This is a genomic window from Shewanella electrodiphila (genome assembly GCF_023283985.1).
Taxonomy (GTDB): Bacteria; Pseudomonadota; Gammaproteobacteria; order Enterobacterales; family Shewanellaceae; genus Shewanella; species Shewanella electrodiphila.
On the sequence record NZ_JAKIKU010000002.1, the window covers coordinates 270,116 to 296,395 of the forward strand.

The 26,280-nt window shown below is 41.0% G+C and carries 24 protein-coding genes; 20 read left to right on the forward strand and 4 right to left on the reverse strand.

Annotated elements, in window-relative coordinates:
• Positions 1 to 36 precede the first annotated feature (36 nt).
• The 6 genes from L2737_RS04725 to L2737_RS04750 all read left to right on the forward strand — a co-directional run bounded on the left by L2737_RS04725 (position 37) and on the right by L2737_RS04750 (position 4,413).
• Positions 37 to 693: a riboflavin synthase gene (locus L2737_RS04725; protein ID WP_102526941.1), complete on the forward strand. Its 657-nt coding sequence runs from the start codon at positions 37 to 39 to the stop codon at positions 691 to 693.
• Positions 694 to 748: 55 nt separating this feature from the next.
• Positions 749 to 1,852 (forward strand): bifunctional 3,4-dihydroxy-2-butanone-4-phosphate synthase/GTP cyclohydrolase II, encoded by a 1,104-nt coding sequence (gene ribBA / locus L2737_RS04730; protein ID WP_248954942.1) that lies wholly within the window; start codon positions 749 to 751, stop codon positions 1,850 to 1,852.
• 121 nt (positions 1,853 to 1,973) lie between these two features.
• Complete coding sequence (gene ribH, locus L2737_RS04735) at positions 1,974 to 2,453, forward strand: 6,7-dimethyl-8-ribityllumazine synthase (RefSeq protein ID WP_055023789.1); 480 nt, start codon at positions 1,974 to 1,976, stop codon at positions 2,451 to 2,453.
• Positions 2,454 to 2,467: 14 nt separating this feature from the next.
• Positions 2,468 to 2,872, forward strand: a complete 405-nt coding sequence (gene nusB, locus L2737_RS04740) for a transcription antitermination factor NusB (protein ID WP_076543020.1) — start codon at positions 2,468 to 2,470, stop codon at positions 2,870 to 2,872.
• Positions 2,873 to 2,965: 93 nt separating this feature from the next.
• Positions 2,966 to 3,922 (forward strand): thiamine-phosphate kinase, encoded by a 957-nt coding sequence (gene thiL, locus L2737_RS04745; RefSeq protein ID WP_248954943.1) that lies wholly within the window; start codon positions 2,966 to 2,968, stop codon positions 3,920 to 3,922.
• Positions 3,922 to 4,413, forward strand: coding sequence for a phosphatidylglycerophosphatase A family protein (locus L2737_RS04750; protein ID WP_102526944.1), 492 nt, complete (start codon positions 3,922 to 3,924; stop codon positions 4,411 to 4,413). Before thiL ends, L2737_RS04750 begins: the two co-directional genes overlap by 1 nt.
• A gap of 152 nt (positions 4,414 to 4,565) precedes the next feature.
• On the opposite strand, the gene recN is transcribed toward L2737_RS04750, so the two are convergent.
• From recN to barA, 4 genes are all read right to left on the reverse strand, one after another.
• Complete coding sequence (gene recN / locus L2737_RS04755) at positions 4,566 to 6,224, reverse strand: DNA repair protein RecN (protein ID WP_248954944.1); 1,659 nt, start codon at positions 6,222 to 6,224, stop codon at positions 4,566 to 4,568.
• Between the two features lie 138 nt (positions 6,225 to 6,362).
• A complete protein-coding gene (locus tag L2737_RS04760; protein WP_248954945.1) occupies positions 6,363 to 7,328 on the reverse strand; it encodes an AEC family transporter in 966 nt (321 codons plus the stop codon).
• Positions 7,329 to 7,673: 345 nt separating this feature from the next.
• Positions 7,674 to 8,285, reverse strand: coding sequence for a YjaG family protein (locus tag L2737_RS04765; RefSeq protein ID WP_229368923.1), 612 nt, complete (start codon positions 8,283 to 8,285; stop codon positions 7,674 to 7,676).
• Positions 8,278 to 11,106: a two-component sensor histidine kinase BarA gene (gene barA, locus L2737_RS04770; protein WP_248954946.1), complete on the reverse strand. Its 2,829-nt coding sequence runs from the start codon at positions 11,104 to 11,106 to the stop codon at positions 8,278 to 8,280. Before barA ends, L2737_RS04765 begins: the two co-directional genes overlap by 8 nt.
• Positions 11,107 to 11,207: 101 nt before the next feature.
• Between barA and rlmD the strand changes: the two genes are divergently transcribed.
• The 14 genes from rlmD (at position 11,208) to L2737_RS04840 (ending at position 26,272) form a co-directional block, all read left to right on the forward strand.
• Positions 11,208 to 12,590 carry a 23S rRNA (uracil(1939)-C(5))-methyltransferase RlmD gene (gene rlmD / locus L2737_RS04775; protein WP_248954947.1) on the forward strand — a complete coding sequence of 461 codons (1,383 nt, stop codon included), beginning with the start codon at positions 11,208 to 11,210 and terminating at the stop codon, positions 12,588 to 12,590.
• 302 nt (positions 12,591 to 12,892) lie between these two features.
• On the forward strand, positions 12,893 to 15,100 hold the full coding sequence (gene relA, locus L2737_RS04780) for a GTP diphosphokinase (protein WP_229368920.1): 2,208 nt from the start codon (positions 12,893 to 12,895) through the stop codon (positions 15,098 to 15,100).
• Between the two features lie 99 nt (positions 15,101 to 15,199).
• Positions 15,200 to 16,030, forward strand: coding sequence for a nucleoside triphosphate pyrophosphohydrolase (mazG, locus tag L2737_RS04785; RefSeq protein WP_248954948.1), 831 nt, complete (start codon positions 15,200 to 15,202; stop codon positions 16,028 to 16,030).
• 251 nt (positions 16,031 to 16,281) lie between these two features.
• Positions 16,282 to 17,919 (forward strand): CTP synthase, encoded by a 1,638-nt coding sequence (gene pyrG / locus L2737_RS04790; RefSeq protein WP_102526952.1) that lies wholly within the window; start codon positions 16,282 to 16,284, stop codon positions 17,917 to 17,919.
• Positions 17,920 to 18,152: 233 nt separating this feature from the next.
• Positions 18,153 to 19,454 (forward strand): phosphopyruvate hydratase, encoded by a 1,302-nt coding sequence (eno, locus tag L2737_RS04795; RefSeq protein WP_248954949.1) that lies wholly within the window; start codon positions 18,153 to 18,155, stop codon positions 19,452 to 19,454.
• A gap of 94 nt (positions 19,455 to 19,548) precedes the next feature.
• Entirely contained in the window at positions 19,549 to 19,851 is a 303-nt protein-coding gene (ftsB, locus tag L2737_RS04800; RefSeq protein ID WP_102526954.1) for a cell division protein FtsB, read from the forward strand.
• 5 nt (positions 19,852 to 19,856) lie between these two features.
• Positions 19,857 to 20,591 carry a 2-C-methyl-D-erythritol 4-phosphate cytidylyltransferase gene (gene ispD, locus L2737_RS04805; protein ID WP_248954950.1) on the forward strand — a complete coding sequence of 245 codons (735 nt, stop codon included), beginning with the start codon at positions 19,857 to 19,859 and terminating at the stop codon, positions 20,589 to 20,591.
• An 81-nt stretch (positions 20,592 to 20,672) separates the two neighbouring features.
• Positions 20,673 to 21,155 (forward strand): 2-C-methyl-D-erythritol 2,4-cyclodiphosphate synthase, encoded by a 483-nt coding sequence (gene ispF / locus L2737_RS04810; protein WP_102526956.1) that lies wholly within the window; start codon positions 20,673 to 20,675, stop codon positions 21,153 to 21,155.
• Between the two features lie 108 nt (positions 21,156 to 21,263).
• Complete coding sequence (gene truD, locus L2737_RS04815) at positions 21,264 to 22,427, forward strand: tRNA pseudouridine(13) synthase TruD (protein WP_248954951.1); 1,164 nt, start codon at positions 21,264 to 21,266, stop codon at positions 22,425 to 22,427.
• Positions 22,424 to 23,173, forward strand: a complete 750-nt coding sequence (surE, locus tag L2737_RS04820; protein ID WP_248954952.1) for a 5'/3'-nucleotidase SurE — start codon at positions 22,424 to 22,426, stop codon at positions 23,171 to 23,173. The genes truD and surE overlap by 4 nt, the downstream gene beginning before the upstream one ends.
• Positions 23,170 to 23,805, forward strand: a complete 636-nt coding sequence (locus tag L2737_RS04825; protein WP_102526959.1) for a protein-L-isoaspartate(D-aspartate) O-methyltransferase — start codon at positions 23,170 to 23,172, stop codon at positions 23,803 to 23,805. The genes surE and L2737_RS04825 overlap by 4 nt, the downstream gene beginning before the upstream one ends.
• A gap of 37 nt (positions 23,806 to 23,842) precedes the next feature.
• The gene (locus L2737_RS04830; protein WP_248954953.1) at positions 23,843 to 24,733 is read left to right on the forward strand and encodes a peptidoglycan DD-metalloendopeptidase family protein; all 891 of its coding nucleotides are present in this window, start codon (positions 23,843 to 23,845) and stop codon (positions 24,731 to 24,733) included.
• Between the two features lie 77 nt (positions 24,734 to 24,810).
• Complete coding sequence (rpoS, locus tag L2737_RS04835; protein WP_102526961.1) at positions 24,811 to 25,788, forward strand: RNA polymerase sigma factor RpoS; 978 nt, start codon at positions 24,811 to 24,813, stop codon at positions 25,786 to 25,788.
• A 76-nt stretch (positions 25,789 to 25,864) separates the two neighbouring features.
• Positions 25,865 to 26,272, forward strand: a complete 408-nt coding sequence (locus tag L2737_RS04840) for a hypothetical protein (protein ID WP_248954954.1) — start codon at positions 25,865 to 25,867, stop codon at positions 26,270 to 26,272.
• Positions 26,273 to 26,280: the final 8 nt, after the last annotated feature.

Here is a 26,280-nt window from a genome sequence, read left to right on the forward strand (position 1 = left end):
ATTAAATTGAACCGAAATTAATACAAGTGAGTCATTATGTTTACCGGCATTATTGAAGCCTTAGGCACATTAAGAAAAATCGAGCGTAAAGGTGATGATATACGCCTAAACGTAGCAAGTGGTCATCTGGATTTATCTGATGTGAAGTTAGGCGATAGTATTGCCACTAACGGTGTGTGTTTAACCGTGGTCCAATGCCTTGCTGACGGATACGTTGCTGACATTTCGGCAGAAACCGTGGCACTGACAGGCTTTGCTAATTATCACGTTGGTCAAAAAGTTAATTTAGAAAAAGCGGTATTGCCGACAACTCGCCTTGGCGGTCACATGGTCAGTGGTCATGTAGATGGCATAGCCGCTGTTGAGCAAAGAAGTGTCCGCGGAAAAGCGATTGAATTTTGGTTAGCGGCGCCAGCTGAGCTTGCTCATTACATTGCTCATAAAGGTTCAATTACCATCGATGGCGTTAGTCTGACAGTGAATGAAATAGATGGGCACCGCTTTCGATTAACGATTGTGCCGCATACAGCATCTGAAACAACACTTACAGCATTACAAGCGGGTGATAAGGTCAACATTGAAGTTGATTTGATTGCTCGTTATTTAGAGCGCTTAATGAATCCTGAAAAGCCAACAACTTCAGGTGGTGGGGTCACTATGGAAATGCTCGCCAACGCTGGATTTATGCGATAACCCTATTTTTACCCTTTATTGCAAATATCGGGAATAACAACACAAAGGTCTTAACATGGCACTACATAGTATAGAAGAGATCATCGAAGACATTCGCCAAGGTAAAATGGTTATCTTGATGGACGATGAAGACAGAGAAAATGAAGGCGATTTGATTATGGCTGCCGAAAAGGTGACGCCAGAAGCAATTAACTTTATGGCGACTTACGGCCGTGGTCTAATCTGTCAAACTATGACTAAAGAGCGTTGCCTGCAACTAAACTTGCCATTAATGGTGACCAATAATAACGCTCAGTTCTCTACCAATTTCACCGTTTCTATTGAAGCGGCAACCGGTGTAACAACAGGTATTTCAGCTCACGATCGCGCAGTGACAGTTCAAGCGGCAGTAGCTAAAGAGGCTAAAGCGGCTGACTTAGTTCAACCTGGACACATTTTTCCTTTGATGGCACAAGATGGCGGTGTGTTAACTCGCGCAGGTCATACAGAAGCTGGCTGTGATTTATCGCGTTTGGCTGGACTTGAGCCGTCTGGAGTGATTGTTGAAATCCTCAATGATGATGGCACTATGGCGCGCTGTCCTGATTTAGAAGTATTCAGTGAAAAGCATGGTATCAAAATGGGTACTATCGCTGATTTGATTGAATATCGTAATACCAAAGAAACCACAGTTGTGCGCGAAGCAGAATGTAAATTGCCGACACGCTTTGGTGAATTTAACATGGTGACTTTCAGAGATACCATCGATAACCAATTACATTATGCGTTAGTTAAAGGTGATGTTGAAAAGAACTGTTTAGTACGCGTTCATTTACAGAATACGTTTAACGATTTATTACATTCAGAACGAGATCAAAAGCGCAGTTGGCCACTTGATAAGGCCATGGAACGTATAGCTTCAGAAGGCGGCGTTTTAGTCTTGTTAGGCCATGAAGAACATTCAAGTGAAATGCTAGCCAAAGTCAAAGCCTTTGAAGCTGAAGATAATGGTCAAGCACCCACAGCGGCTAAATGGGAAGGAACCTCTCGTAAAGTCGGTATCGGCTCACAAATTCTATCTAGTCTTGGTGTTAGCACAATGCGTCTATTGAGCTCGCCAAAACATTACCATTCGTTATCAGGCTTTGGTTTAGAAGTTACTGATTACATTGCAGAATAATTCACTAATTTAGTGAAGTTAACATTTATCATTAATTGCACAGGACTCAGGGCATTTTGCTGTGGTATTATAGCGCCACTTTTGCCCAGAGCTGGGTGCTTTAGCTAATTTAGGTAAGATAATGAACGTAGTTCAAGGTAATATCGAAGCAAAAAATGCCAAAGTGGCGATCGTTGTGTCGCGTTTCAACAGTTTTTTAGTTGAAAGTCTGCTTGATGGCGCAATAGATACACTAAAACGTTTTGGTCAGGTTGAAGATGACAACATTACTGTTGTTCGTGTTCCTGGCGCTGTTGAATTACCACTTGCTGCACGTCGTGTTGCTGCTTGTGGAAAGTTTGACGGTATCATTGCACTAGGTGCAGTGATTCGTGGTGGTACTCCGCATTTTGATTTAGTTGCAGGTGAATGTAACAAGGGTCTAGCTCAAGTTGCTTTAGAGTTTGATATCCCAGTTTCATTTGGCGTGTTAACCACAGATACTATTGAGCAAGCAATTGAGCGCTCTGGTACTAAAGCAGGCAATAAAGGCACAGAAGCTGCCCTTGGCCTACTTGAAATGGTTAACGTTCTGCAAGAATTAGAACAACAGTTGGTATAGTAGTAGGAAAAGTAATGAAGCCTTCAGAGCGCCGTAAGGCACGCCGTTTAGCTGTTCAAGCTATTTATTCGTGGCAATTAAGCAAGAATAACGTTGCTGATGTTGAACATGAATTTTTAACTGAGCAAAACATTAACGGTGTTGATGTAGCTTATTTTCGTGAATTGCTATCAGGTGTAGCCACGAAAGCAACTCAACTTGATGATCTTCTAAAACCTCACTTAGATCGTGATATTGAAGATGTATCTCCAGTTGAAAAAGCCATTGTGCGCTTAGCTGCATATGAATTAACTTATCGTAAAGATGTGCCATATAAAGTGGCTATCAACGAAGGTATTGAGTTAGCGAAAGCGTTTGGTGCCGACGACAGCCATAAGTTTGTCAATGGTATGCTAGATAAGCTTGTTACTCGCAAGTAATAAATGAAAACGGTATCTTCGGATACCGTTTTTGTATCACTCAGATACTTCTAAAAAACATATAGGTGGGCGGGCAACCGTACCAGATTTATCGTGAAAGAATTCCAAATTATTGAACAATTTTTCCGTGATAAAGGCCAACAGCGCCGTGATGTTCATCTCGGTATTGGCGATGATTGCGCCATAGTGCAACCAGCAGAAAATAAATCTATCGCGATCTCTTGCGATACTCTCGTCGAAAATATTCACTTTTTGCCAACCATGCCAGCTCACGAGTTAGGCTATAAATCTGTGGCTGTTAATTTGTCAGATTTAGCCGCAATGGGCGCAGACCCTGCATGGATGACATTAGCGCTCACTCTACCTGATGTTGATAACCAATGGTTACAAGAATTCAGTGAGGGCTTATTTGAAGCTGCAGAATATTATAGCGTCAGCTTAATTGGTGGAGATACCACTCGTGGCCCTCGATGTATTAACATCACTATTCACGGTCAAGTACCTACCGGTAAAGCATTAACCCGTAGTGGCGCAAAAATCGGTGATTGGATTTATGTGACAGGCACGTTAGGCGATTCAGCCTTAGGTTTAGATGTATTGCTGGGCAACAAAGAAGTTGATCTGCAATATAAAGAATTTTTGATAAACCGACATTATCATCCAACGCCTAGAATTATTGCCGGTCAAGCTCTGCGTTCATTGGCTACCAGTGCCATTGATTTATCTGATGGATTAAATTCAGATATAAAGCATGTTTTAAAAGCCTCCAATGTCGGTGCGATTATTGATGTCAATGAATTGCCTTTATCCAAATCACTTCTTGAGTCTGTAGGTAAACATGAAGCAATTAATTACGCACTCACAGGCGGTGAAGATTATGAGCTATTATTTACAGTACCAGAAGCCCAGCGAGGCGCATTAGATACAGCCTTACTCCACGCCGGGGTTAAGTTTGTCAAAATAGGCCAAATTTGTGCCGGTGATAAATTACGACTTGTATCTGATGGACAACCTTTTGAGTTAGACGCGAAAAACTTTGAGCATTTTTAATGAAATTTTTATCTACTGATCCGGCAGTATTAAAGCTGTCTTTAAAAAATCCAGTACACTTCTTAGCGCTGGGTTTTGGTAGTGGTCTTGCTGCGAAAGCACCGGGTACATTTGGCACCCTTGCCGCTGTGCCCTTGGTTTATTTAATGAGCCACTTAAGTCTGACTGCTTTTATTATTATTACTCTCATCAGCACGCTGGTGGGCTTTTATATTTGTGATAAAGCTGCAAAAGATATGGGCGTACATGATCATGGCGCCATTGTTTGGGATGAAGTTGCAGGCTTAATGATTACCATGATAGCTGCACCTGCTGGGCTTATATGGCTTGTCATCGGTTTTGCATTGTTTCGTTTTTTCGATATCCTTAAACCTTGGCCTATCCGTTGGTTAGACGCAAAAGTTCATGGCGGATTTGGGATTATGATTGATGATGTCTTAGCTGGTATCTTTGCTCTAGTTTGTTTGCAGGCGATTTATTATTTCGTATAGAGCCATCTAAACAGCTATTGAAAGCAACGTTACTTTCAGTAAATTAAAATTTCGTTTCAATAAGTAAAACTAGAAAAGCCCACATTAAGTGGGCTTTTTTGTTTGATAAATAAGTGCTAATTGCGGCTTGTTATCGAGCAAGGTTGGCTTAATCAGTGTAAAAGCTCTCGCGCATTTGCGAGTGCATTTTCAGTGATAACATCACCCGCAAGTAACCTTGCTAACTCACTGATGCGCTGCTCTTTATCAAGCGGTTTCATTTGAGTCTCAGTGCCACCACTTTTGGTAAACTTGTTCACTAACATATGTTGATGACCATTACCGGCAACTTGCGGTAAATGAGTCACACAGATAACTTGGGTCGATTCCCCCAAACTACGAAGCATTCGACCGACAACCGCTGCTGTCGGGCCAGAAATACCCACATCAACTTCATCGAATATTAATGTTGGGGTTGAAACTTTTCTAGCCGTGATGACCTGAATACCTAAGCCTATTCGAGATAACTCACCACCTGATGCCACTTTAGCAATAGGTTGTAAGGGCTGGCCTGGGTTGGTGGTTACTTGAAACTCAATTTGATCGCTGCCCATTAATGACTGTGACTCAGGATTAAAGTTAACCGCAATATTGAACTTGCCTTTAGGCATATTTAGCTCGTGTATTGACTGAGTTACCAGTTTATTGAGCTCTTTGGCATAACGTTGGCGGCTTTGGCTGAGTTTCTGTGCGTTTTTAATATAAGCGAGTTTACTGTCATCTAATTGTTGCTGAATCTCATCTAGACGGCCTGCATCGCTACTGAGCTCTGATAGTTCAGCTTTTAACTGCTCGTGGTGCTCAGCTAGATATTCGGTCTGCACATGATGCTTGCGAGCCAGTTGCATTGCTTTAGATATTCGCTGCTCAAGAAAGGCAAAATGTTCAGGGTCTAACTCAATTCTACTGAGATAATCCTGCACTTCACTAGTGCTTTCTTGGACTTGTATCAAAGCTTCATTGAGCATTTCTGCAATGTTTTTAAGTGTAGGGTCAAAGCTCTGTAAGCTGTCAGCTACTGTCACAGCGCGGTTAAGCAAAGATTCAATATTATGTTCGTCATCTTCACTGAGCAATTGGAGTGCGCTTTGACAACTTTCAATTAAGTCGGTGCCGTTTGCTAAGCGTTTATGTTCTTGCTCTATTTGTTCAAACTCGCCAGGTATTAAAGCAAACTCATCTAATTCTTCAACTTGATATTGCACCAGTTGTTTTCGAGCAATACGCTCTTGTTGATTCTGTTGTAATTGTTTGAGTTCATTTTCAACATTTTTACAGCGCTGATAACTTTTAGTCACGCTATCAAGCAATAACTTATGATTGGCGTAGCTATCGAGTAGTGTGAGTTGATGTTCACTTTTTAGCATTGCGTGGTGTGCGTGTTGCCCATGGATCCCAACAAATAGTTGTCCAAGTGTTTTTAACTGCGAAAGTGGTACAGGGTTACCATTAATGTAAGCGCGAGAACGCCCATCGGCACTGATGGTTCGACGTAATATACATTCATCTTCGACATCAAGATCGTTATCTTCAAGCCAGCGTTTGGCAAATGGCACATCATCTATTGTAAAGCGTGCGCTCACTTCAGCTTTGTTGGCACCTGGTCTCACTGTATTGGCATCAGCGCGATTACCTAAACATAAACCTAAGGCGTCTATTGCAATCGATTTACCCGCACCTGTTTCACCTGTAATGCTGGTCATGCCGGCTTTAAAGTCGAGTTCAAGAAAACGTACAATCGCGAAATTATTAATGCTTAATTGGCAAAGCATAATCAATCCTTGTGTGAATAATCATCAAACCACTGTATTTATAAACAGTCTACACTGTTTTTTTATACAGTAAAGTACTGGTTGTTGATTTTTGTTATGAGGATTTTAATCTCCATGTAAACAATAATATAAGCTGGCTCAGTTTATGTTGTGGAGTAACTTCTCAATAATAGGCAGTGTAATAAAGGTGGCGATAGTACTGATTAAAATGCATTTAGCACTGGCTAAACCATAGGTTTGATAGCGTTGGGCAAGTAAGTAAACACTCGCTGCAGTAGGAAGCGCCGCCAAAATAACGCCCATGATAAGCAACTCAGTATCAACATTAAAATACCGTAATAAGGCGTATGCGATAACCGGCTGAAATACCAGCTTTAACATATTTAGCACGGTCATTTCGATAGCAATGTGGTGTCTAGTTTCTGAAGGCTCTTCGCCGCCATGCATGGCTTTGGCTAACACCATACCGATTGCAAACAGCGCACACGGGCTAGATGTATTACCGATAAGTCGCATCATCACGCTTAGACTGTCAGGAATAGGGAGCTTAAGTGCCGAAGCTGCGACCCCAAGTACAGAGCCTATAACGATTGGATTACTGCTGAGTGCATTTAGCATGATAATAATGGGATGACGTTTTTGCTGCTTAATAATGTCGAGCTCCATGCTTACCATCACAAAGGCAAACATGACAATTGATAATAAACTGGCAATCGCAGCTGCTGTAATTGCATGGTTGTTTCCTGGATAGAGCATCATCATCAGAGGAATACCTATAAAGGCTGTGTTACCAAAACTGGTATTAAGCCCCCTGATAGCAGCTAATGCAGGTTGCTTTTTATCAGCTGATAACGAGATGACAGCTGTGACAAAATAGGTAACGAGCATTGTAATGCCAAATGATGCAATAAACCCCCATTGTAAAATTTCATCAATGTCAGTTTCGGCTAAGGCAATAAACAGTATTGCAGGGAAGGCAACATAGTAAACATATTCATTAAGGGTAAAGTCAGTATCATGTGGCAAGACTTTAAGCTTTTGTATAATAAAGCCTAAAAGCATGATTCCGAAAACGGCAATAAGAGGGGTAAGAATACTGGGCATCCCTCAATCCTTGTTAATGAGTAAAGTGATAATGATAGGCGCTAGTCGTGAGTGTTTTGCGATTCAAGCATAAAATACTCAATCATAATGTTGTAAATATTAAGGTGAAACTAATCGAGCGCAACCTTCAATAGCTTGTAGGTAATACAAGAAGTTTTGGCTGTAAGTTGAATGAGTCATAGCCTTTAATTTCGATTCTATTAAATGAGTCTACTTGAAATAACGTAAAAGAAAATGCGATTAAGGTCTTACTTTAGATGATAAAAACCTTCAAAGAAGTAAAGGGAGTGTTGCTGGCATCACTCCCACTATTAACTTTGATTAAACAGCGTCCCTTTTAGCTATTTACTGAGCGCTAATGCCAATATTTGATACACCAGCATCGACAATTTCTTTGCGTAACTCTTTAATAAATTCAGCAGATATTTTTGGATTAGCTTCAACAATATCCAACAACATCCCTTGAAGCTCTTTCTCTTCTTTCATAACAGGATGATTGAAAACAAACTCTTCGACTACTTCTTCGTTTAGCTCGTCTTGAAGTTCTTCAACACTGATTGCTTCGATATAATTGGCTACAGTGCTTGAAGACAGTTTACTGATGTTAGTAATATCTTCTTCTATTTTACCTTGAATGCCGCCTAGAAGCGTTGTTAATGCCACTGCTGCGTCCATTGCTGGATAGACACCGTATGCTTCAAAGTCACTTGGCTCAGGCGTGTTGTCTTCAAGACGTTGTAAATGGATATCGTAGTTAAATTTAAGTTTTTTATCGTACTGAGATTGCCAAAGCAAATCTAATACAGTGCTGAGCATTTTTGGCTCGCCAAATTCACATACTTCAGAAAAAAGTTGGTAGTTTGGCAGCATACGCTGACAAAGTGCGGTCGCAAATAATTGCTTTTGAGGTAAAGATAACGCTTTTAAACGTTTAAAAAAGCCGGGTTGATTACTCATTGGGAACATCCGCTGATAACTGTGATATCACTTGATTTGCTGCTGATTCTACCTTAGTTAGCTCGTCAAGTAACTCTAGTATTTCCGGTTCTAGATCATCAAGGCTGATTTTTTTCTTCAGTGATGACTCTATCTCTTGGCAAAGCTTTTGGGTATTGGGAACGCCGCAGTAACAACTGGCGCCATGTAACTTGTGTACCGTTTGTATCATGAGTTGATGATCCGCATTTTTGATGGCGGTTTCGATGTCTATGATAGTGCTAGGTAATGAGTCCACAAGCATTTGCAGCATTTCAATTGCCAAGTCTGGTTTTTGATTGGTTTGAGCTAAGCATAGTTCCCAATTCAAGGTGTGCATATCAAAGTGGGTAAACTTAGGTTTATTGATCCAGCGATTAATCACCCCCTTTAGCGCTGCTTCATCAATCGGTTTTGGCAAATAACCATCCATACCACTACCTAAAATCAATTCTCGTTCTTCCGCAATGGCGTGAGCTGTGACCGCAATAATTGGCGTATTTCTATTTTGTGACTCTTGGCGAATATATTTGGTTGCAGTAATGCCATCGGTGCCAGGCATTTGAATGTCCATAAAGATGACATCAAAGGATTGTTGTTTAGCGTATTTGACCGCATCATCACCGTTATTGACAGAAATGACATTAACGACAATTTCTTTTAGCAATGTGTCGATGAGTTTTAGGTTGGCAATGTTGTCATCAACAGCGAGCACGCTTAAATTCTTGCGCTCGAAAACAACCTCTTGGCTAACTTCTGTTAATAACGCCGTTTGGGTTGGCGGATGGATAAGCTGATTGGCTAAATCATAGTCACTGATTGGCATGCTCATCAAAATATCAGTATTAGGGCGTAATGCCTGATTGAGTATTTCTTGTTGTTCTATGCAGTCATGGAGCAAAACTAAGCAAGCCGTTTTTTCTCTCGCAATTTTTAAGAACTCGAGTAATTGTTCGTTATCATTAAAGCCATGACAACTAATCAAAATATAGTCGTAGTGAATTTTGCTTGACGAAAGTGTTGACGCTAAATGGTTAACTTGACCTACAGAAGTTAAATGTAAGCCCCATGCCTCAAAGCGACGATTGAACATATCTCGGGTCAATTCACGAGCTTCAAACAATAATAGCGTTTTATCACGAAGGGAGTCTAAATGAATCACTTCGCCAATATGGAATTGGCTTAGCTCTAGCGGTAGCATAAACCAGAAAGTGGACCCTTTGTTCGGTGTGGATGTAAATCCAATTTGACCGCCCATTTGGTTTATTAAGCGCTTGGTAATGACGAGCCCAAGCCCAGTTCCGCCAAAGCGTCGTGAGATTGAAGAGTCAGCTTGACCAAATGCTTGGAATAAATATTCTTGCTGGCTTTCATCAATACCGATGCCGGTATCTATGATTTCACAACGTAAGGTAATGTTTTCATCTTTTTGGCCAACAAGATGAATCTTTAACACCACACTACCTTGGTCGGTAAATTTAATCGCGTTGCCGATTAAGTTTGTCATGATTTGGCCAACACGCATGGCATCACCACTGACACTTTCTGGTACGTTATCATCTATATCAATGACTAATTCGATTTTTTTCTCTTGAGCGCTACCCGATACAATACTGACCGTCTCAGAAATGGTTTCTCTTAATGCAAATGGCATTTTCTCAAGCACCATTTTACCCGCTTCAAGTTTAGAGAAATCAAGAATGTCGTTAATGATACCGAGTAAGTTACTGGCACTGCGCTCAATGGTTTTGATGTAGTCAAGCTGACTTGAATGCAAAGGGGTTTTGATTAACTGCCTAGAGAAACCAATCACACCATTAAGCGGTGTGCGTAGTTCGTGAGACATGTTAGCTAAGAACTCTGATTTTATTCGACTGGCTTCTAATGCGCGTTTTTTAGCTAAGTCTAATTCAACGTTTTGAATTTCAATTTGTTCTAAGGTTTCACGTAAATCAGAAGTTGCTTGATCGATATTTTGCTGCATTTCATCATGATATTCAGATAAGGAGCTCGCCATGGCATTGATACCACGTTTCAATAAATCAAGCTCGCCAATAAGCTGGCCATCTAATCGAGTATCCAGTTTGCCTTCGCGAATTTTAGCCACCACTCGTACCATTTCAGTAATAGGGTAGTTAACGTGTTTTACTAATCTAAACGTGAAAAATAAGTTCAACTGCACACCAATCAAAACGATGACAAATGCCGCTATCGCAGCGCGGTGCTGCTCGAGTAAGGCGTTTTCCTTATTCAACAATATCGAGATATAACCCAAGATCTGCTGACCTTCAGCATTAGTTATCGTAGGGGGTACGTTTTTTGCTGGAGAAGCTGTAGCGATATAATTGGTATTTTGTTGATTGATGCCAGTATGGGAAATAATGGGTACACGGATCACCATAGTGTCATCAATGGTTTCGTACTGACTAGCAATCAGTGATTCAAGCGCTCTGGTATAGCGCATACTTTCAAAATCTTTGTGATAATGGGAGGTGACGAATAATTGGTTATCATTGTCAAAAATCGCAATTGAATGAATTAAAGATGAGTTACTCAGCTGCGATGCTGCCAGTAATCGTTTGCTGGCTTCTCTGTCTTCAGTCGCTAAGCCAAACTCACTGGCAATGGCCAAAGGTTCGACAATACTTCGACCTTGGGCTATTAAGGTTTCTTCAAGTTCATAAAAACGGTTTATGGTGAAGTAACTTCCAAGTAGAATACCCACCATAACAGTAGGCGCTAACGCAAGTACGAGCACCCAAGAACGGAGGCTGTATTTGGTCATGTTGTTAGCAGTATTCATCGTGAAGTTATTATTCCTAAAGACTTTTATTCATTATGTTGTCTAGATTGCCAGAAATACAGCACTCTTGACTAGTGATTTATTCAAAACCAGAGGCCAAAATGGCGCAATTTTTTAAAGCAAAACCAAACAAGACTAAGCAGTTATCAGCAAAGTTGAGTTTAACGGTAACACAACTCGATCACCTCGGTGCAGGTATTGCACAACATAACGGGAAAGTCGTGTTTGTACCGGGTGCGCTTCCTGGTGAAACAGTGACAGCTCAATTGACTGAGCAAAAGAAAAAATATGCCAAGGCCAAATTATTTAAGGTTGATAAACCTGCACCTCATCGCGTAAACGCTCAATGCCCACATTATCAGCAATGTGGAGGCTGTGATTTACAGCATATGGACATAGAAGCACAGCGTGACCATAAACAATTAGCGTTAACCAATTTAATGAGTAAATTGGCCATTAATGTCGATTCAACGATGGTAGCTGACGCCGTCATCGGTGAAGAGTGGCATTATCGACGTCGTGCTCGCTTAGCGACATTATTTGATAAAAAAACAAAGACGTTACAACTAGGGTTTCGGGCTGCTAATAGCAGTGACATTGTTCAAATTAAGCAGTGTGACGTACTTGCTAAGCCTCTATCAGCATTAATTACACCGTTTACAGAACTGCTCAATCAATTACAGGCTAAAACGACCTTAGGCCATTTAGAACTCACAGAAGCTGAGAACGGTTTGTTTGCTGTATTGCGCATAACTAAAGCATTAAAACCCGCTGATGAGCAATTACTGATTGATTTCGCCGCATCGCATAACATGAACTTGCTTGTGCAAGATAATGATAGTCAAGTTCATGGGTTATATTCAGTGCCGTCAAATACTGCTTCAGATGATACAGCATCAGACCAAGCAGGAATTGAGTTGCCGCAATACAGTTTAGCTGATGGGCAAGTGGATTGCCGCTTTAGCCCAGGTAATTTTGTTCAGGTTAATGCTGATATTAATCAACGAATGGTTGCGCAAGCTATTGAATGGCTAGCCCCCCAAGCGAATGAGCGTATTTTAGATTTATTTTGTGGTGTTGGTAACTTTAGTTTGCCACTGGCTACCAAAGCTGCAGATGTTATTGGTGTTGAAGGCGTACCTGAAATGGTGGCTCAAGCAAAACAAAATGCACTGGATAATAATTTAACCAATTTAAGTTTCTTTCATGCCGATTTGAGCGCTGATTTATCAGAAGCATCATGGCTTGGACGTATCGATAAGTTACTGCTTGATCCTGCCAGAGCAGGGGCATATGAAAGTTTACAATGGCTTTCTAAAATGAAGCCTAAGAAGGTCGTTTATGTGTCGTGTAATCCAGCAAGTTTAGCCAGAGACAGTCAAGTATTGATAGAACAAGGCTATAAACTAAAACAATTGATGATGCTCGATATGTTTCCTCAAACACATCATATTGAAGCCATGGCCTTGTTCGAAATAAAGTGAATCATCGCTTAGGTGTACTATGTGTTGCCTGTAGAACATTCGTTAGTAACTTGATGCTTTATTATTGATATCTGATATACGCTAATCTTGTTTTAACTAGAAAACGATGAAACATTGTACTGATATCGGTTTTTTAAGTAAGAATTTGTAAAATGATTAATAATAATTTGACATAGATTACTGAACATTCAAGATGATTCTTTTGTAATAATGTAGAGCGCATCTGCAATAACCAGTTTATTGAACTTTTAAGCTGGTTTGTTAGTACTGGTAGCAATTAGGTACCAATAAGGAAGTTAATTATGGTCTCAGTTCGAGAAGCACATTTTAATTCAGCCGATTTCAATATCGACGAATGGGTGACGCGTTATATTGATAATGCCGAGGAAGCCCAAATGTTGCTGGATCTTATTAAACAGTTAGATGCGCTGCCAACTCCTTCACCTGATGTACATCGCGGTTTATTAGATCGTGCTCGCGAAATGGTCGAAATCCTTGCGCCTTTAAACATGGACATCGAAACGCTCCAAGCCTCTTTGTTATTCATCGTGCATGATGAAGGCATTTTGTCGATTGAAGATATTGAAGAAAAATTCGGTAAAAATTTAAGTAAGCTTGTCGCCAGTGTGGTGACAATGGAAGCGATTGGGGCATTAAAAGTCAGCCAAGATTCTCGTACTGCAGAGCCGCAAATAGACAATATCCGAAAAATGCTTTTGGCAATGGTAGAGGATGTTCGTGCAGTAGTGATAAAACTTGCTGAGCGTTTGCGTTTACTTCGAGAAATTAAAAATGTCGATGAAGAAACGCGTGTGCTTGTAGCCCGTGAAGTCGCAGATATTTATGCGCCATTGGCAAACCGATTGGGTATAGGTCAACTTAAATGGGAGTTAGAAGATATCTCATTTCGATACCTTCACCCCGTTGTCTATAAAGATATTGCGAAACAACTCGACGGTAAGCGTGTCGACAGAGAAGTATTTGTCGATAAATTTGTGACCCAGTTACAAGAGCGATTAGATGCTGATCAGATCCGAGCTAAGGTCTATGGCCGTCCAAAGCATATCTACAGTATCTGGCGCAAAATGAAAGGCAAAGATCTTAAGTTCGATGAACTGTTTGATGTACGTGCAGTGCGTATTGTCACAGACCGACTTCAGGATTGTTATGGCGCATTAGGTGTCGTTCATACGCTTTGGCATCATATCCCACGTGAATTTGATGACTATGTGGCTAATCCTAAACCCAATGGTTACCAGTCAATTCATACCGTCGTCGTAGGCCCTGAAGGTAAAACGGTCGAAATCCAAATCCGTACCGAAGCCATGCACCAAGATGCTGAACTTGGCGTTGCAGCGCACTGGAAGTATAAAGAAGGCACTGCTGGTGGTAAGCAAAGTGGCTATGAAGAGAAAATTAACTGGCTACGTAAAATTTTACTCTGGCAAGAAGATGTTGCTGAAACCGGTAATTTGGTCGAAGAAGTACGTAGTCAGGTTTTTGAGGACCGAGCATATGTTTTTACCCCTAATGGCGAAGTGGTTGATTTACCGCTAGGGTCAACGGTGCTTGATTTTGCTTATTATATTCATTCACATGTGGGGCATAAGTGCATTGGCGCTAAAGTGGATGGTCGTATCGTGCCGTTTACTTATCAAGTCGAAACGGGTGAACGCATTGAAATTATTACCTCAAAGCACCCTAACCCAAAACGTGATTGGTTAAACCCTAATTTAGGCTACATTAAGTCGTCGCGTTCTCGCTCTAAAATCCAACATTGGTTCAAGCAACAAGATCGCGATAAAAATATGGTTGCAGGTAAAGAATTACTTGAAGCTGAATTGACGCGAGTATCGTTAAAAATTAAAGATGCTCAAGTCGCGGTCGAACGATTTAACATGAACAGTATGGATGACATGTTAGCAGCGATTGGCGGTGGCGATTTACGTCTTAATCAAGTGGTTAACTTTATTGAAACCAGCTTGCGTAAAGAGCCAAATTCAGAGCAAGAAATTGTTGAAGAAATCATTAAACGCTCGCATACCAGAGCGCCTCGTAAAGGTAAGGGGCAAGTTGAAGTGAATGGTGTGGGTAATCTACTCAGCCATATTGCCAGTTGTTGTAAACCGGTTCCTGGTGATGAAATCTTCGGCTATATAACAATGGGACGCGGCGTGTCGGTTCACCGCAGTGATTGCGCACAAGTGAAAGAGTTAATGCGCGCTCATCCAGAAAGAAGTGTTGAAGTGGTGTGGGGCGAGAATTACTCTGGTGGTTACCGGATTAAAGTGCAAGTCAGTGCCCATGACAGAAGCGGTTTATTGCGTGATGTGACTACCGTGTTGGCAGCAGAAAAGTCGAATGTGATGGCGATGAGCTCTACATCTGATGAAAAGAATCAAACAGCAGCGGTAGATCTGGAGCTTGAACTTTATAATCTCGATGGCTTGTCCCGTATATTAGTTAAACTTGGCCAAATTGAAGGCGTAATAGAAGCAAGACGTCTATAAAGATTAAAGCTTGTAATAAGCTCGTTGTTAATTGAGGTGGTAAATCATTAGGTTTACCACCTTTTTGTTTAATCCCGCTCATTAATTGGATATTTCCCCATGCCAAAAGGCCAATCGAAAACTGACAATATTATCCAACCGCTTTTAACCATCATGGAAAAGCTGCGAGATCCTGAAACTGGTTGCCCATGGGACAAGCAGCAAAACTTTAAGACGATAGTGCCTTTTACCCTCGAAGAAGCATATGAAGTTGCAGATGCAATCGAACAAGCTGACTTTGACTCCTTACCTGATGAATTAGGTGACTTGTTATTTCAAGTGGTGTTTTATTGTCAGTTAGCGAAAGAGCAGGGCATGTTTGACTTTTCAACCGTGGTCGAGAAGATTTGTGACAAGCTGACGAGGCGACACCCTCATGTGTTTCCTACTGATTCTGCTCTTGTAAGTGCTGAAAAGGTTAAACAATCTTGGGATGCGATAAAGCAGTCTGAGCGAGAGCAAAAACAGCAGTTTTCATTATTGGCTGATATTCCTGTCACTCTACCCGCAATGAACCGCGCAATTAAGATCCAAAAAAGGGTCGCCAAGGTCGGGTTTGATTGGCCTGATTTAGCGCCTGTGGTGGCGAAAGTGCACGAAGAAATAGATGAGGTGATGGAAGAAGCAAAGCACCTTAATACTGAGCCAGAAAAGTACCACGAGCGAGTGGTTGATGAAATGGGCGACTTGTTATTTGCCGTTGCAAACATGGCAAGGCATTTAGGCGTAGAGCCAGAACAAGCCTTAAGACAAGCTAATCAAAAATTTGAACGACGTTTTCGAGGCGTAGAAGTGTGTGCCGAGCAAAGTGGTAAATCAATCGATGAACATTCTTTAGAAGAGCTAGATGCATACTGGGAGAAGGTTAAACAGCAGGAAAAAGCAAAATAACTTTTGCAAAGTAAAGCTGATGCTAATGGTGACTTCATTGTTAGTTGGTTTAATCGCATTGTAGCGATAACTGCGGTTATGTTATTAATCTAAAAATCGCATTGAATGAAGCTGTTGGCTAATTAAACGTTATTAACGCAATTTTATGAGTTTATTGTTTGTTGTTATCGGGCTAATTTGGTAGAATGTCGCCCCGTCCTAGTGCTTTCTTACAAGCACGTATTTTTCAAACTCACATTCTCAGGTTCAGCATGACTACAAGGTATATCTTCGTAACTGGTGGCGTTGTTTCATCACTAGGTAAAGGCATTGCAGCAGCATCTCTAGCAGCAATTTTAGAGGCGCGTGGCCTCAATGTAACCATTATGAAACTGGACCCATACATTAACGTTGATCCAGGAACCATGAGTCCAACTCAGCATGGTGAAGTTTTCGTTACTGAAGACGGTGCTGAAACTGATTTAGATTTAGGTCATTACGAACGTTTTATTCGCACCAAAATGAATCGTCGTAATAACTTCACTACAGGCCGTATTTATGAGCAAGTGCTTCGTAAAGAGCGTCGTGGTGACTATTTAGGCGCAACTATTCAGGTCATCCCGCATATTACTAATGCGATTAAAGAAAAAGTGCTTGAAGGTGGTGAAGGCCATGATGTTGCTATCGTAGAAATCGGTGGCACAGTGGGTGATATTGAATCACTACCTTTCCTAGAGTCTATTCGTCAATTAAGTGCTGAGCTAGGACGTGATCGCACTTTATTCATGCATTTAACCTTAGTGCCATTCTTGGGCGCTGCGGGTGAAATTAAAACCAAGCCAACACAGCACTCTGTAAAAGAGTTACGCTCAATTGGTATCGCGCCAGACGTTTTAGTTTGTCGTGGTGACCGCGCAATTCCTGCAAACGAAAAAGCGAAAATCTCGTTATTCTGTAATGTAGAAGAAAAAGCGGTTATTTCATTAAAAGATGTAGACAGTATCTACAAGATCCCAGCTTTACTTCGCTCACAAGGCCTTGATGAATTAGTGATCAAGCGTTTTGGCATTGATTGTAAAGAAGCTGATTTATCAGAGTGGGAAAATGTTATTTACCAAGAAGCTAACCCAACTGGTGAAATCACCATTGGTATGGTGGGTAAATACATTGAATTACCTGATGCATATAAGTCAGTTAATGAAGCATTAAAACATGCAGGTCTAAAAAACCGCGTTACAGTAAACATTCAATATGTAGACTCACAAACTGTTGAAGCCAAAGGTGCAGAAGTCTTAACTGGCTTAGACGGCATTTTGGTTCCTGGTGGTTTCGGTGAGCGTGGCGTTGAAGGTAAGATTTTTGCAGCTCAATACGCACGTGAAAACAACATTCCTTACTTCGGTATTTGTTTAGGTATGCAAGTTGCGCTTATCGAGTTTGCTCGTCATGTTGCTAAACTTGAAGATGCCCATTCAACTGAGTTTAACTCTAAAACTGAGCACCCAGTGATTGGTTTGATCACTGAGTGGATCAATGAAGAAGGTAATGTTGAAACTCGCCATGAAGAGTCTGACTTAGGCGGCACAATGCGTTTAGGTGCCCAGCTATGTCATTTAGCTGAAGGCACAAAAGCTGCTGCAGCTTATAACTCGAATACTTGTGTTGAGCGTCATCGTCACCGTTTTGAAGTGAACAACAACTACGTTGAGCGTTTAGAGAAAGCGGGACTGATATTCAGTGGCTTATCATCTGATCGCAAGCTAGTCGAAATGATTGAGTTACCAAACCACCCTTGGTTTGTTGCTGGTCAATTCCACCCAGAGTTCACCTCAACACCACGTGATGGTCATCCTTTATTTGAAGGCTTTGTAGCAGCAGCTGCAGCGCATCAAAAAGGTGAAGCAAGCTAAATAACGAAAGCCATTGATGACTCCATCAATGGCTTTTTTTTCATGGCAGATTCCAACTTGGTACTTTGATAGTTGAAGCATCAAGATAATAGGTCTATGCTATGCATCGAATTGACAGTTAATTACCAAACTGAAAGTGAAATACCAATAATCAATCTTCAATATTAAGAATGTTGCTGATTAATGGTATTGATTTTCTATTTTAATTTTATCTTACATTTATCGAGGAAGTTATGGCTAACATTATTAATGTCATTGGTCGCGAAATCATGGATTCACGCGGTAACCCAACGGTTGAAGCTGAAGTGCATCTTGCAGATGGTTATATCGGTATGGCTGCAGCACCATCAGGTGCATCTACTGGTTCTCGTGAAGCGTTAGAATTACGTGATGGCGATAAAGCGCGTTACTTAGGTAAAGGTGTATTAAAAGCAGTTGAAGCCGTTAATGGCCCAATCGCAGAAGCGCTAAAAGGTAAAGATGCATTGGCTCAAGCTGAACTTGACCAAATCATGATTGACCTAGATGGCACTGAAAACAAAGCTAAGTTTGGCGCAAACGCTATCTTAGCAGTATCTTTAGCTGCAGCTAAAGCAGCAGCAATTTCAAAGAAAGTTCCTTTATACGCACATATTGCTGACTTAAACGGCACTCCAGGTGTTTACTCTATGCCATTACCTATGATGAATATCATCAATGGTGGTGAGCATGCTGATAACAGCGTAGATATCCAAGAATTTATGATTCAACCTGTTGGCGCAGCTAACTTCCGCGAAGGTTTACGTATGGGTGCAGAAGTATTCCATAGTTTAGCGAAAGTACTTAAAGCTGATGGTCACTCTACAGCTGTGGGTGATGAAGGTGGTTTCGCACCAAACCTTCCATCAAATGCATCTGCTTTAGCTGCAATTAAAGTGGCTGTTGCTAATGCTGGCTACGAGCTAGGCAAAGACATCACCTTAGCGATGGATTGTGCTGCATCAGAGTTTTTTGATAAAGAAGCCAATATCTACGATCTTAAAGGTGAAGGTAAGAAATTCACTTCAGAAGAGTTTAACTACTTCTTACAAGATTTGACGAAAGAATACCCAATCGTTTCTATTGAAGATGGTCTAGATGAGTCAGATTGGGAAGGTTTTGCACATCAAACTAAATTGATGGGTGACAAAATCCAATTGGTTGGTGACGATTTATTCGTAACGAACACTAAGATTTTAAAACGTGGTATCGATAACGGTATTGCTAACTCAATCTTAATTAAATTCAACCAAATCGGTTCACTGACTGAAACTTTAGCAGCAATCAAAATGGCTAAAGATGCAGGTTTCACTGTTGTTATTTCTCACCGTAGTGGTGAAACTGAAGACGCAACCATTGCTGATTTAGCTGTTGGTACTGCTGCAGGTCAAATCAAAACGGGTTCTTTAAGCCGTAGTGACCGTGTTGCTAAGTACAACCAATTACTTCGTATCGAAGAAGCATTAGGTGAAAAAGCACCTTACAACGGTCTTAAAGAAGTGAAAGGCCAAGCTTAATCTTTACTAAATCTTAAAAAGGCCACCACTAGGTGGCCTTTTTTGTTGTACTATAGCGTTACTATTACTAATAATTATCGCTGATAACCGATTTATGAAACGACTTTTACTATTACTGATTATCTTAGTAGGCTTGTTGCAGTATCGACTTTGGTTAGGCGAGAACAATCTTTCCCAGTATATGAATCTGCAAAAGCAGATTGCCAGTCAGCAAGAAAGCAACGATAAACTCATCGCCCGTAACCAAGTGCTTAAAGCCGAAATTATCGATCTAAAAAGTGGCACCGAAGCCATTGAAGAGCGTGCTCGTAACGAGCTGGGTATGGTCAAAGAAGGTGAGACTTTTTATCGCGTTGTTGGAAATAACCCTCGTAATAATTCAACTTTCGGTCAGTAATTTATATGAATTCTGCAAAGCAATCAGTTGTAGCAATTGTACCTGCTGCAGGTATTGGCGCCAGGATGGGCGCATCTATTCCCAAACAATATTTAATGCTCGGTGAACAAACTATTTTAGCCCACACGTTAGACAGTTTAATTTCGCATCCAAATATCAGTAAAGTCATTGTAGCACTGCATCCCGAAGACGAGTTTTTTGCCAACCTTAGCCAAGCTAATCATGCGAAAGTCATGACCGTGATTGGTGGTAATGAACGTGCTGATTCTGTTCTTGCAGCCTTAAACGAACTAAGCGTTAATCAAGTAAATGCAACGGGTGATACATGGGCGTTAGTGCATGACGCAGCAAGACCTTGCCTGACTCAAACTGATATCGATAAGCTTCTACAGTCTCGCGATCATCACCCTCAAGGTGCAATATTGGCCATGCCAGTTCGAGATACGATGAAAAGAAGTATCGTTGCTAAAGAGGCCAACTCAGCTCAAGTTGCAGAAACTGTGTGTCGAGACAACCTATGGCATGCCTTAACACCACAGTTATTTCCTTGTCAGCAACTTAAGAACAACCTAGCTGCAGCACTTGAGCAAGGTGTACAAATCACTGATGAAGCCAGTGCTATGGAGTGGGCGGGTGTAAATCCTGGGTTAGTATCAGGTAGAGCTGATAATATAAAGGTTACACATCCTGACGATTTACAATTGGCAAAGTTGTTTTTAGCCAACATTCAGTCGGTTTGAATAGGCTGAGTTAATTAATAATAGTTAATTCATAAAAATATTGTGCAATAACAGTCATATAATAAACGGTAATCTAAGATAATGAATATTCGAATTGGCCATGGGTTTGACGTACATAAGTTTGGTGGTGATAAGCCACTGATTCTTGGCGGCGTTACAGTTCCGTATGAGACAGGCTTAATAGCCCACTCTGATGGTGATGTTGTTTTGCACGCTATTTCAGATGCGATTCTCGGTGCCATGGCAATGGGGGATATTGGTAAGCATTTCCCTGATACCGATGCGGAATTTGCAGGAGCTGATAGCCGTGTATTACTAAGGCATTGTTTTAATCTAGCCAAACAGAAACAGTTTGTTATTGGTAATCTCGACGTCACTATTATTGCCCAAGCACCGAAAATGTTACCGCATATTCAAGCGATAAGAATGTGTTTAGCAGAAGATTTAGAAACCGATATTGAAAATATTAACGTTAAAGCCACGACTACAGAAAAGTTAGGATTTACAGGCCGTAAAGAAGGCATAGCGGTTGAGTCTGTCGTCTTAATGAATAAACTGGTATAAACCTGCCCGTTAAGATTTACCTTTTAAACTTTTATCTGTGTAAGTTAGCCATTTGCTTGATGAGTTAGCCGCTTACTATAAATTGATTTCATACTTTGAGAATAAAACATGAGTTCGTTACATTACCTTTTTGATAAACCCACCTGCACTGCAGATTTACGCACTTTTAATAGTGATTTTATCGTGAAGGAAATGCTGCCTTTTAGCCCAACAGGCGAAGGTGAGCATCATATGATCCATGTTCGCAAAGAAGGCCTGAATACAAATCAGGTCGCTGAAATTCTAGCAAAGTTTGCCAAAGTGCATCAAAAAGAAGTGACTTATGCAGGTCAAAAAGACAGAAATGCAGTGACTGAGCAGTGGTTTGGTGTGCGCATACCAGGTAAAGAAACCCCAGATTGGCAATCATTATCAACGCCTGTTGATGAAGTTTCTGTTGGGAATGTCAATGATGAAACTCATCAGAATCAAACTCGATTGACGATTCTGTCTAGTCAGCGACACAGTAAAAAATTACGCATCGGTGCATTATTAGGTAATCGCTTTGAGCTGACATTACGTAATGTGTCAGATAAAGATGCCCTTGAAAAGCGCATTCAACAAGTCATGGAAACTGGCGTTCCTAATTACTTTGGTGAACAACGTTTTGGCCATCAAGGTAAAAACTTAATCTTTGGTCAACAAATGCTGGCTGGTAAAAAAGTGAAGGATCGCAAAAAGCGTAGTATATATTTATCGGCTGTAAGATCGAATGTATTTAATCAGGTAGTTTCTTATCGATTACACCATCACAGTGTTGCGCCCCTTACGGGAGATTGCGTTATGCTTGCAGGTAGTAAAAGCTTTTTTGTGGCTGAAAAGTGGGATCCAGCAACGTTAAAGCGTTTGTCTGATAATGATATTCAATTATCTGCGCCATTGTGGGGACGAGGCTCGGTACTTCCTCAAGCTGATGCAGCGTTAGTAGAACAAACTGCATTAGCAGAGCTAACCCAAGATTTAACCGGTCTTGAACAGGCAGGTCTAGAACAGGAACGCCGCCCATTATTACTTAAGCCACAAGCAATGAAGTATCGATTTGAACAGGACAGTTTAGTTATCGAATTTATTTTACCTGCAGGAAGTTACGCGACATCCGTTCTTCGCGAGTTACTGGATTATCAAGATGTGCAAGAAGTGCAACGTAAACAGATGGTTGCTGAGCAAAATGCACTGATACAGCAACAAAAACTTGCCGAAGCTACAGCAACGAACCAAGAGTCTAACTCGTGATTAATATACTTGTCAGTAATGATGATGGTGTAACAGCACCAGGGATTAAAGCGTTAGCTGAAGAATTAGCCCAAATTGCTAATATTACGGTTGTCGCACCTGATCGTAATTGTTCAGCCGCAAGTAATTCTTTGACCTTGACTAATCCATTAAGAATTAATAACTTAGAGAATGGTTATATTGCAGTTAATGGAACGCCATCTGATTGTGTTCATTTAGCGATTAGAGAACTGTGCGAAATTGAGCCTGATATTGTTGTTTCAGGCATTAATGCTGGCGCTAACATGGGTGATGATACCCTTTATTCTGGTACTGTTGCCGCAGCAACTGAAGGTCGTTTCTTGGGGTTACCTGCTATTGCAGTCTCCCTTGTGGGTAAAGAACTTATCCATTATCAAAGCGCCGCAATATATGCCGCTAGAATTGTCCAAGGACTACTTGAACACCCGATTGATAGCGATCAGATTTTGAATGTGAATGTTCCTGACTTACCTTTAGAGCAAATAAAGGGCATGAAAGTCACTCGTTTAGGTTCAAGACATAAAGCTGAAGGAATGATCAAAGCCCAAGATCCTGCAGGGCGTGATATCTATTGGCTTGGCCCGCCAGGAAAAGAACAAGATGCGAGCGCAGATACTGACTTTGGTACAGTTGAACAAGGTTACGTGTCCATTACGCCGCTAACCGTCGATTTAACTGCATATAACCAGCTTGCTGGTCTAGAGAACTGGATAAACAAATTATGAGTCAGGTAGCCTCAACTGTAGCTATCAATTTAGCGAGAAAACTGCATGAAGCAGGCATCAGCAATAGCGCCGTATTAGAGGCTGTGTCTAATACGCCAAGAGAGTTGTTCTTAGATGGTGCTCTTGCCCATAAAGCTTATGAGAATACAGCACTTCCAATTGGCCAAGGGCAAACGATATCTCAGCCATATATAGTCGCGCGAATGACCGAATTACTCCTGCAACATAATCCCGTTAAAGTGTTGGAAATTGGTACGGGTTCTGGTTATCAAGCGGCTATCTTAGCCCAACTTGTACCGCAGCTATGTACAATTGAACGGATCAAAGCACTGCAAATCCAGGCGAGGCAAAGATTAAAGCGCTTAGACTTACATAACGTATCGTTTAAATACGGTGATGGTTGGAAGGGCTGGCAAAATAAAGCGCCATTTGACGCGATTATGGTTACTGCTGCGGCGGCATCAGTACCTGAGGCTTTATTAACCCAGTTATCTGAAGGCGGTGTGTTAGTGATACCAGTAGGTGAGGATTCACAGCAGCTATTAAAAATAACCCGTCAAAATAATGAGTTTAACTCGCAAATCATTGAAGCTGTTAAATTTGTGCCATTAATTAATGGTGAACTTGCTTAATTAGGGTGATATTTCCCATCTTAGCTGGAGAGAGTGATTGAAGTATCACAATTGGTTGTATGTCTTTTTATTCGTGAGTTTTTTATCAGGCTGTAGCTTTCAAGCTCATACACCTGCGCCTGTGCAAAGCATTTCCTCCGCTGCAGGCCCTAAATATAATAAAGGCTCAATTACTTCTGGAAGCTATAAAGTCAAACGAGGTGATACTCTTTACTCTATCTCATGGGGAGCGGGTAAAGATTTTAATGATATTGCGGCTTATAATAAGCTCAAAGCGCCATATACCATCTACCCTGGTCAGACCTTAAAACTCTACAAGCCTACAACGGTTAAATCCACATCTAAATCGGTTGCTGTAGCGAACGCCAAACCCAAGCCAGTAAAGAAAACTGTGCCAAAACAAACCACAGTAACAAAACAAGCTAATGCCACAGCTAACAAAAACAGTACAAAAAAAGAGCTTGATCACAAAGCGAAGCCTGCGTATTCTGTAAAAACTACCCCAGAAAAGACGGTTCAAGTAGCGAAAAATCCTGTTTCAGGCTTACCTGATAAAGTAAGTAAGTGGAACTGGCCGAATAAAGGCAAGATAATAGGGTATTTCTCTACAACGCAGCAGGGCAACCAAGGTATTAAGGTTGCAGGTACACGTGGCGATATCATTAAAGCCGCTGCTGATGGAAGAGTTGTTTATGCTGGTAATGCGCTTCGTGGTTATGGCAATTTGGTGATTATCAAACATAACGATGATTTTTTAAGTGCATATGCTCATGCAGATTCAATATTGGTCAAAGAAAAGCAATATGTAAATGCCGGACAGACAGTTGCGAAAATGGGTAGTACAGGGGCCAACCAGGTGATGCTTCATTTTGAGATACGTCTCCATGGTAAGTCAGTAAACCCATTAAACTATTTACCTAAACGTTAACTGTTTAGTTCACATTAAAACGGAGGATAGGCAAGTGCACTAGTTACTTAAATTTACCAGGTTTGGGAGAGCACCATATGAGCCAAAAAAACAACGCTGCAGTCGCAGTAGAGCTTATGGATTTAGCCACACAACCACAAGAGGTTGCGCCGAAGGCAGGAAAAGCCAAAGAAGGGCAGCAATCCGATATTGATCAACAAGTTCAAGATGATTTGCAAAAGAATCTTGACGCCACTCAGCTATATCTAGGTGAGATCGGTTTTTCCCCTTTGCTTAGTGCAGAAGAAGAAGTCTTCTTTTCACGTAAAGCACTCAAAGGCTGCGAGAAGTCTCGTAACCGCATGATAGAAAGTAATTTACGCTTGGTTGTCAAAATTGCCAGAAGGTATAACAACCGAGGCTTAGCGTTACTTGATCTTATTGAAGAAGGTAATCTTGGGCTTATTCGCGCGGTCGAAAAATTTGACCCAGAGCGAGGATTCCGTTTTTCAACTTATGCGACTTGGTGGATTAGACAAACCATCGAAAGAGCTATCATGAATCAAACCCGCACCATTCGTTTACCTATTCATGTCGTTAAAGAGCTTAATGTGTACTTACGTACCGCGAGACAGCTAGCTCAAAAACTTGATCATGAGCCAACGGCAGAAGAAATTGCTGACACTTTAGATGTCTCTACCAGCGATGTAAGCCGCATGTTAAAGCTGAACGAAAAAATTACCTCAGTAGATACACCGTTAGGTGGCGATAATGACAAAGCCTTACTTGATGTCATTGCTGATGATGATTCAGTTGGGCCAGATTATAAAGTACAAGATGAAGATTTATCTCATTCAATTGTAGGATGGTTAAACGAGCTAAATACTAAACAAAGAGAAGTATTAGCGAGACGTTTTGGATTACTGGGTTATGAACCTTCTACATTAGAAAATGTGGGTGCTGAAATTGGCTTAACGCGTGAGCGTGTGCGTCAAATTCAAGTTGAAGCATTAAAAAGATTGAAAGACGTATTAGGGGCTCAAGGCTTGTCAGTTGAAGCATTATTTAGAAGCTAGTACTTTGAAATATAGTGAAATAAGGGCATTAATGCCCTTTTTTATTGCCTGAATGTTCAGAAACTGGAGGTTTAAGATGAAAAGTAAAATTATTCTATTATTAATTCCATTGAGCTTATTAATTATTACAGCTTGTCAAAGTACTCGCGATAGTATGGTCGAGCAAGGTTACCCTTTAGCTTATGCCGATGGTTTTCAGGATGGTTGTGATAGCGGAAATAAAGCTGGGGGAAGTTTATTTGATCAATTTAAAAAGGATGTAACCCGTTTTAATAGTGAAACAGATTATGCTCAAGGTTGGTCTGATGGATTTCGTCAATGTGAAACTGAGCAAGAATCGATACAGCGTCAGGTAAGAATGAGCATTGAGCAACAAAATTTACAGCAGCAGAAAAAGACTAATGAGCTAGCTGAGCAACACGCGTTAGAGCGAGAAGTTATGAAAGGTGTTGATACGAGTGGATTAAAATCACTTGAAAACTAATAGTTAAA

What these genes read in the sequence shown, in the direction of transcription:
- ribH (WP_055023789.1), top strand. Translation starts at nt 1,974, where the DNA reads ATGAACGTAGTTCAAGGTAATATCGAAGCAAAAAATGCCAAAGTGGCG.
- ftsB (WP_102526954.1), top strand. Translation starts at nt 19,549, where the DNA reads ATGAAACGACTTTTACTATTACTGATTATCTTAGTAGGCTTGTTGCAG.
- relA (WP_229368920.1), top strand. Translation starts at nt 12,893, where the DNA reads ATGGTCTCAGTTCGAGAAGCACATTTTAATTCAGCCGATTTCAATATC.
- ispF (WP_102526956.1), top strand. Translation starts at nt 20,673, where the DNA reads ATGAATATTCGAATTGGCCATGGGTTTGACGTACATAAGTTTGGTGGT.
- L2737_RS04765 (WP_229368923.1), bottom strand. Translation starts at nt 8,285, where the DNA reads ATGAGTAATCAACCCGGCTTTTTTAAACGTTTAAAAGCGTTATCTTTA.
- L2737_RS04840 (WP_248954954.1), top strand. Translation starts at nt 25,865, where the DNA reads ATGAAAAGTAAAATTATTCTATTATTAATTCCATTGAGCTTATTAATT.
- L2737_RS04825 (WP_102526959.1), top strand. Translation starts at nt 23,170, where the DNA reads ATGAGTCAGGTAGCCTCAACTGTAGCTATCAATTTAGCGAGAAAACTG.
- L2737_RS04750 (WP_102526944.1), top strand. Translation starts at nt 3,922, where the DNA reads ATGAAATTTTTATCTACTGATCCGGCAGTATTAAAGCTGTCTTTAAAA.
- eno (WP_248954949.1), top strand. Translation starts at nt 18,153, where the DNA reads ATGGCTAACATTATTAATGTCATTGGTCGCGAAATCATGGATTCACGC.
- rpoS (WP_102526961.1), top strand. Translation starts at nt 24,811, where the DNA reads ATGAGCCAAAAAAACAACGCTGCAGTCGCAGTAGAGCTTATGGATTTA.
- L2737_RS04725 (WP_102526941.1), top strand. Translation starts at nt 37, where the DNA reads ATGTTTACCGGCATTATTGAAGCCTTAGGCACATTAAGAAAAATCGAG.
- ispD (WP_248954950.1), top strand. Translation starts at nt 19,857, where the DNA reads ATGAATTCTGCAAAGCAATCAGTTGTAGCAATTGTACCTGCTGCAGGT.
- pyrG (WP_102526952.1), top strand. Translation starts at nt 16,282, where the DNA reads ATGACTACAAGGTATATCTTCGTAACTGGTGGCGTTGTTTCATCACTA.
- nusB (WP_076543020.1), top strand. Translation starts at nt 2,468, where the DNA reads ATGAAGCCTTCAGAGCGCCGTAAGGCACGCCGTTTAGCTGTTCAAGCT.
- truD (WP_248954951.1), top strand. Translation starts at nt 21,264, where the DNA reads ATGAGTTCGTTACATTACCTTTTTGATAAACCCACCTGCACTGCAGAT.
- barA (WP_248954946.1), bottom strand. Translation starts at nt 11,106, where the DNA reads ATGAATACTGCTAACAACATGACCAAATACAGCCTCCGTTCTTGGGTG.
- rlmD (WP_248954947.1), top strand. Translation starts at nt 11,208, where the DNA reads ATGGCGCAATTTTTTAAAGCAAAACCAAACAAGACTAAGCAGTTATCA.
- ribBA (WP_248954942.1), top strand. Translation starts at nt 749, where the DNA reads ATGGCACTACATAGTATAGAAGAGATCATCGAAGACATTCGCCAAGGT.
- L2737_RS04760 (WP_248954945.1), bottom strand. Translation starts at nt 7,328, where the DNA reads ATGCCCAGTATTCTTACCCCTCTTATTGCCGTTTTCGGAATCATGCTT.
- recN (WP_248954944.1), bottom strand. Translation starts at nt 6,224, where the DNA reads ATGCTTTGCCAATTAAGCATTAATAATTTCGCGATTGTACGTTTTCTT.
- mazG (WP_248954948.1), top strand. Translation starts at nt 15,200, where the DNA reads ATGCCAAAAGGCCAATCGAAAACTGACAATATTATCCAACCGCTTTTA.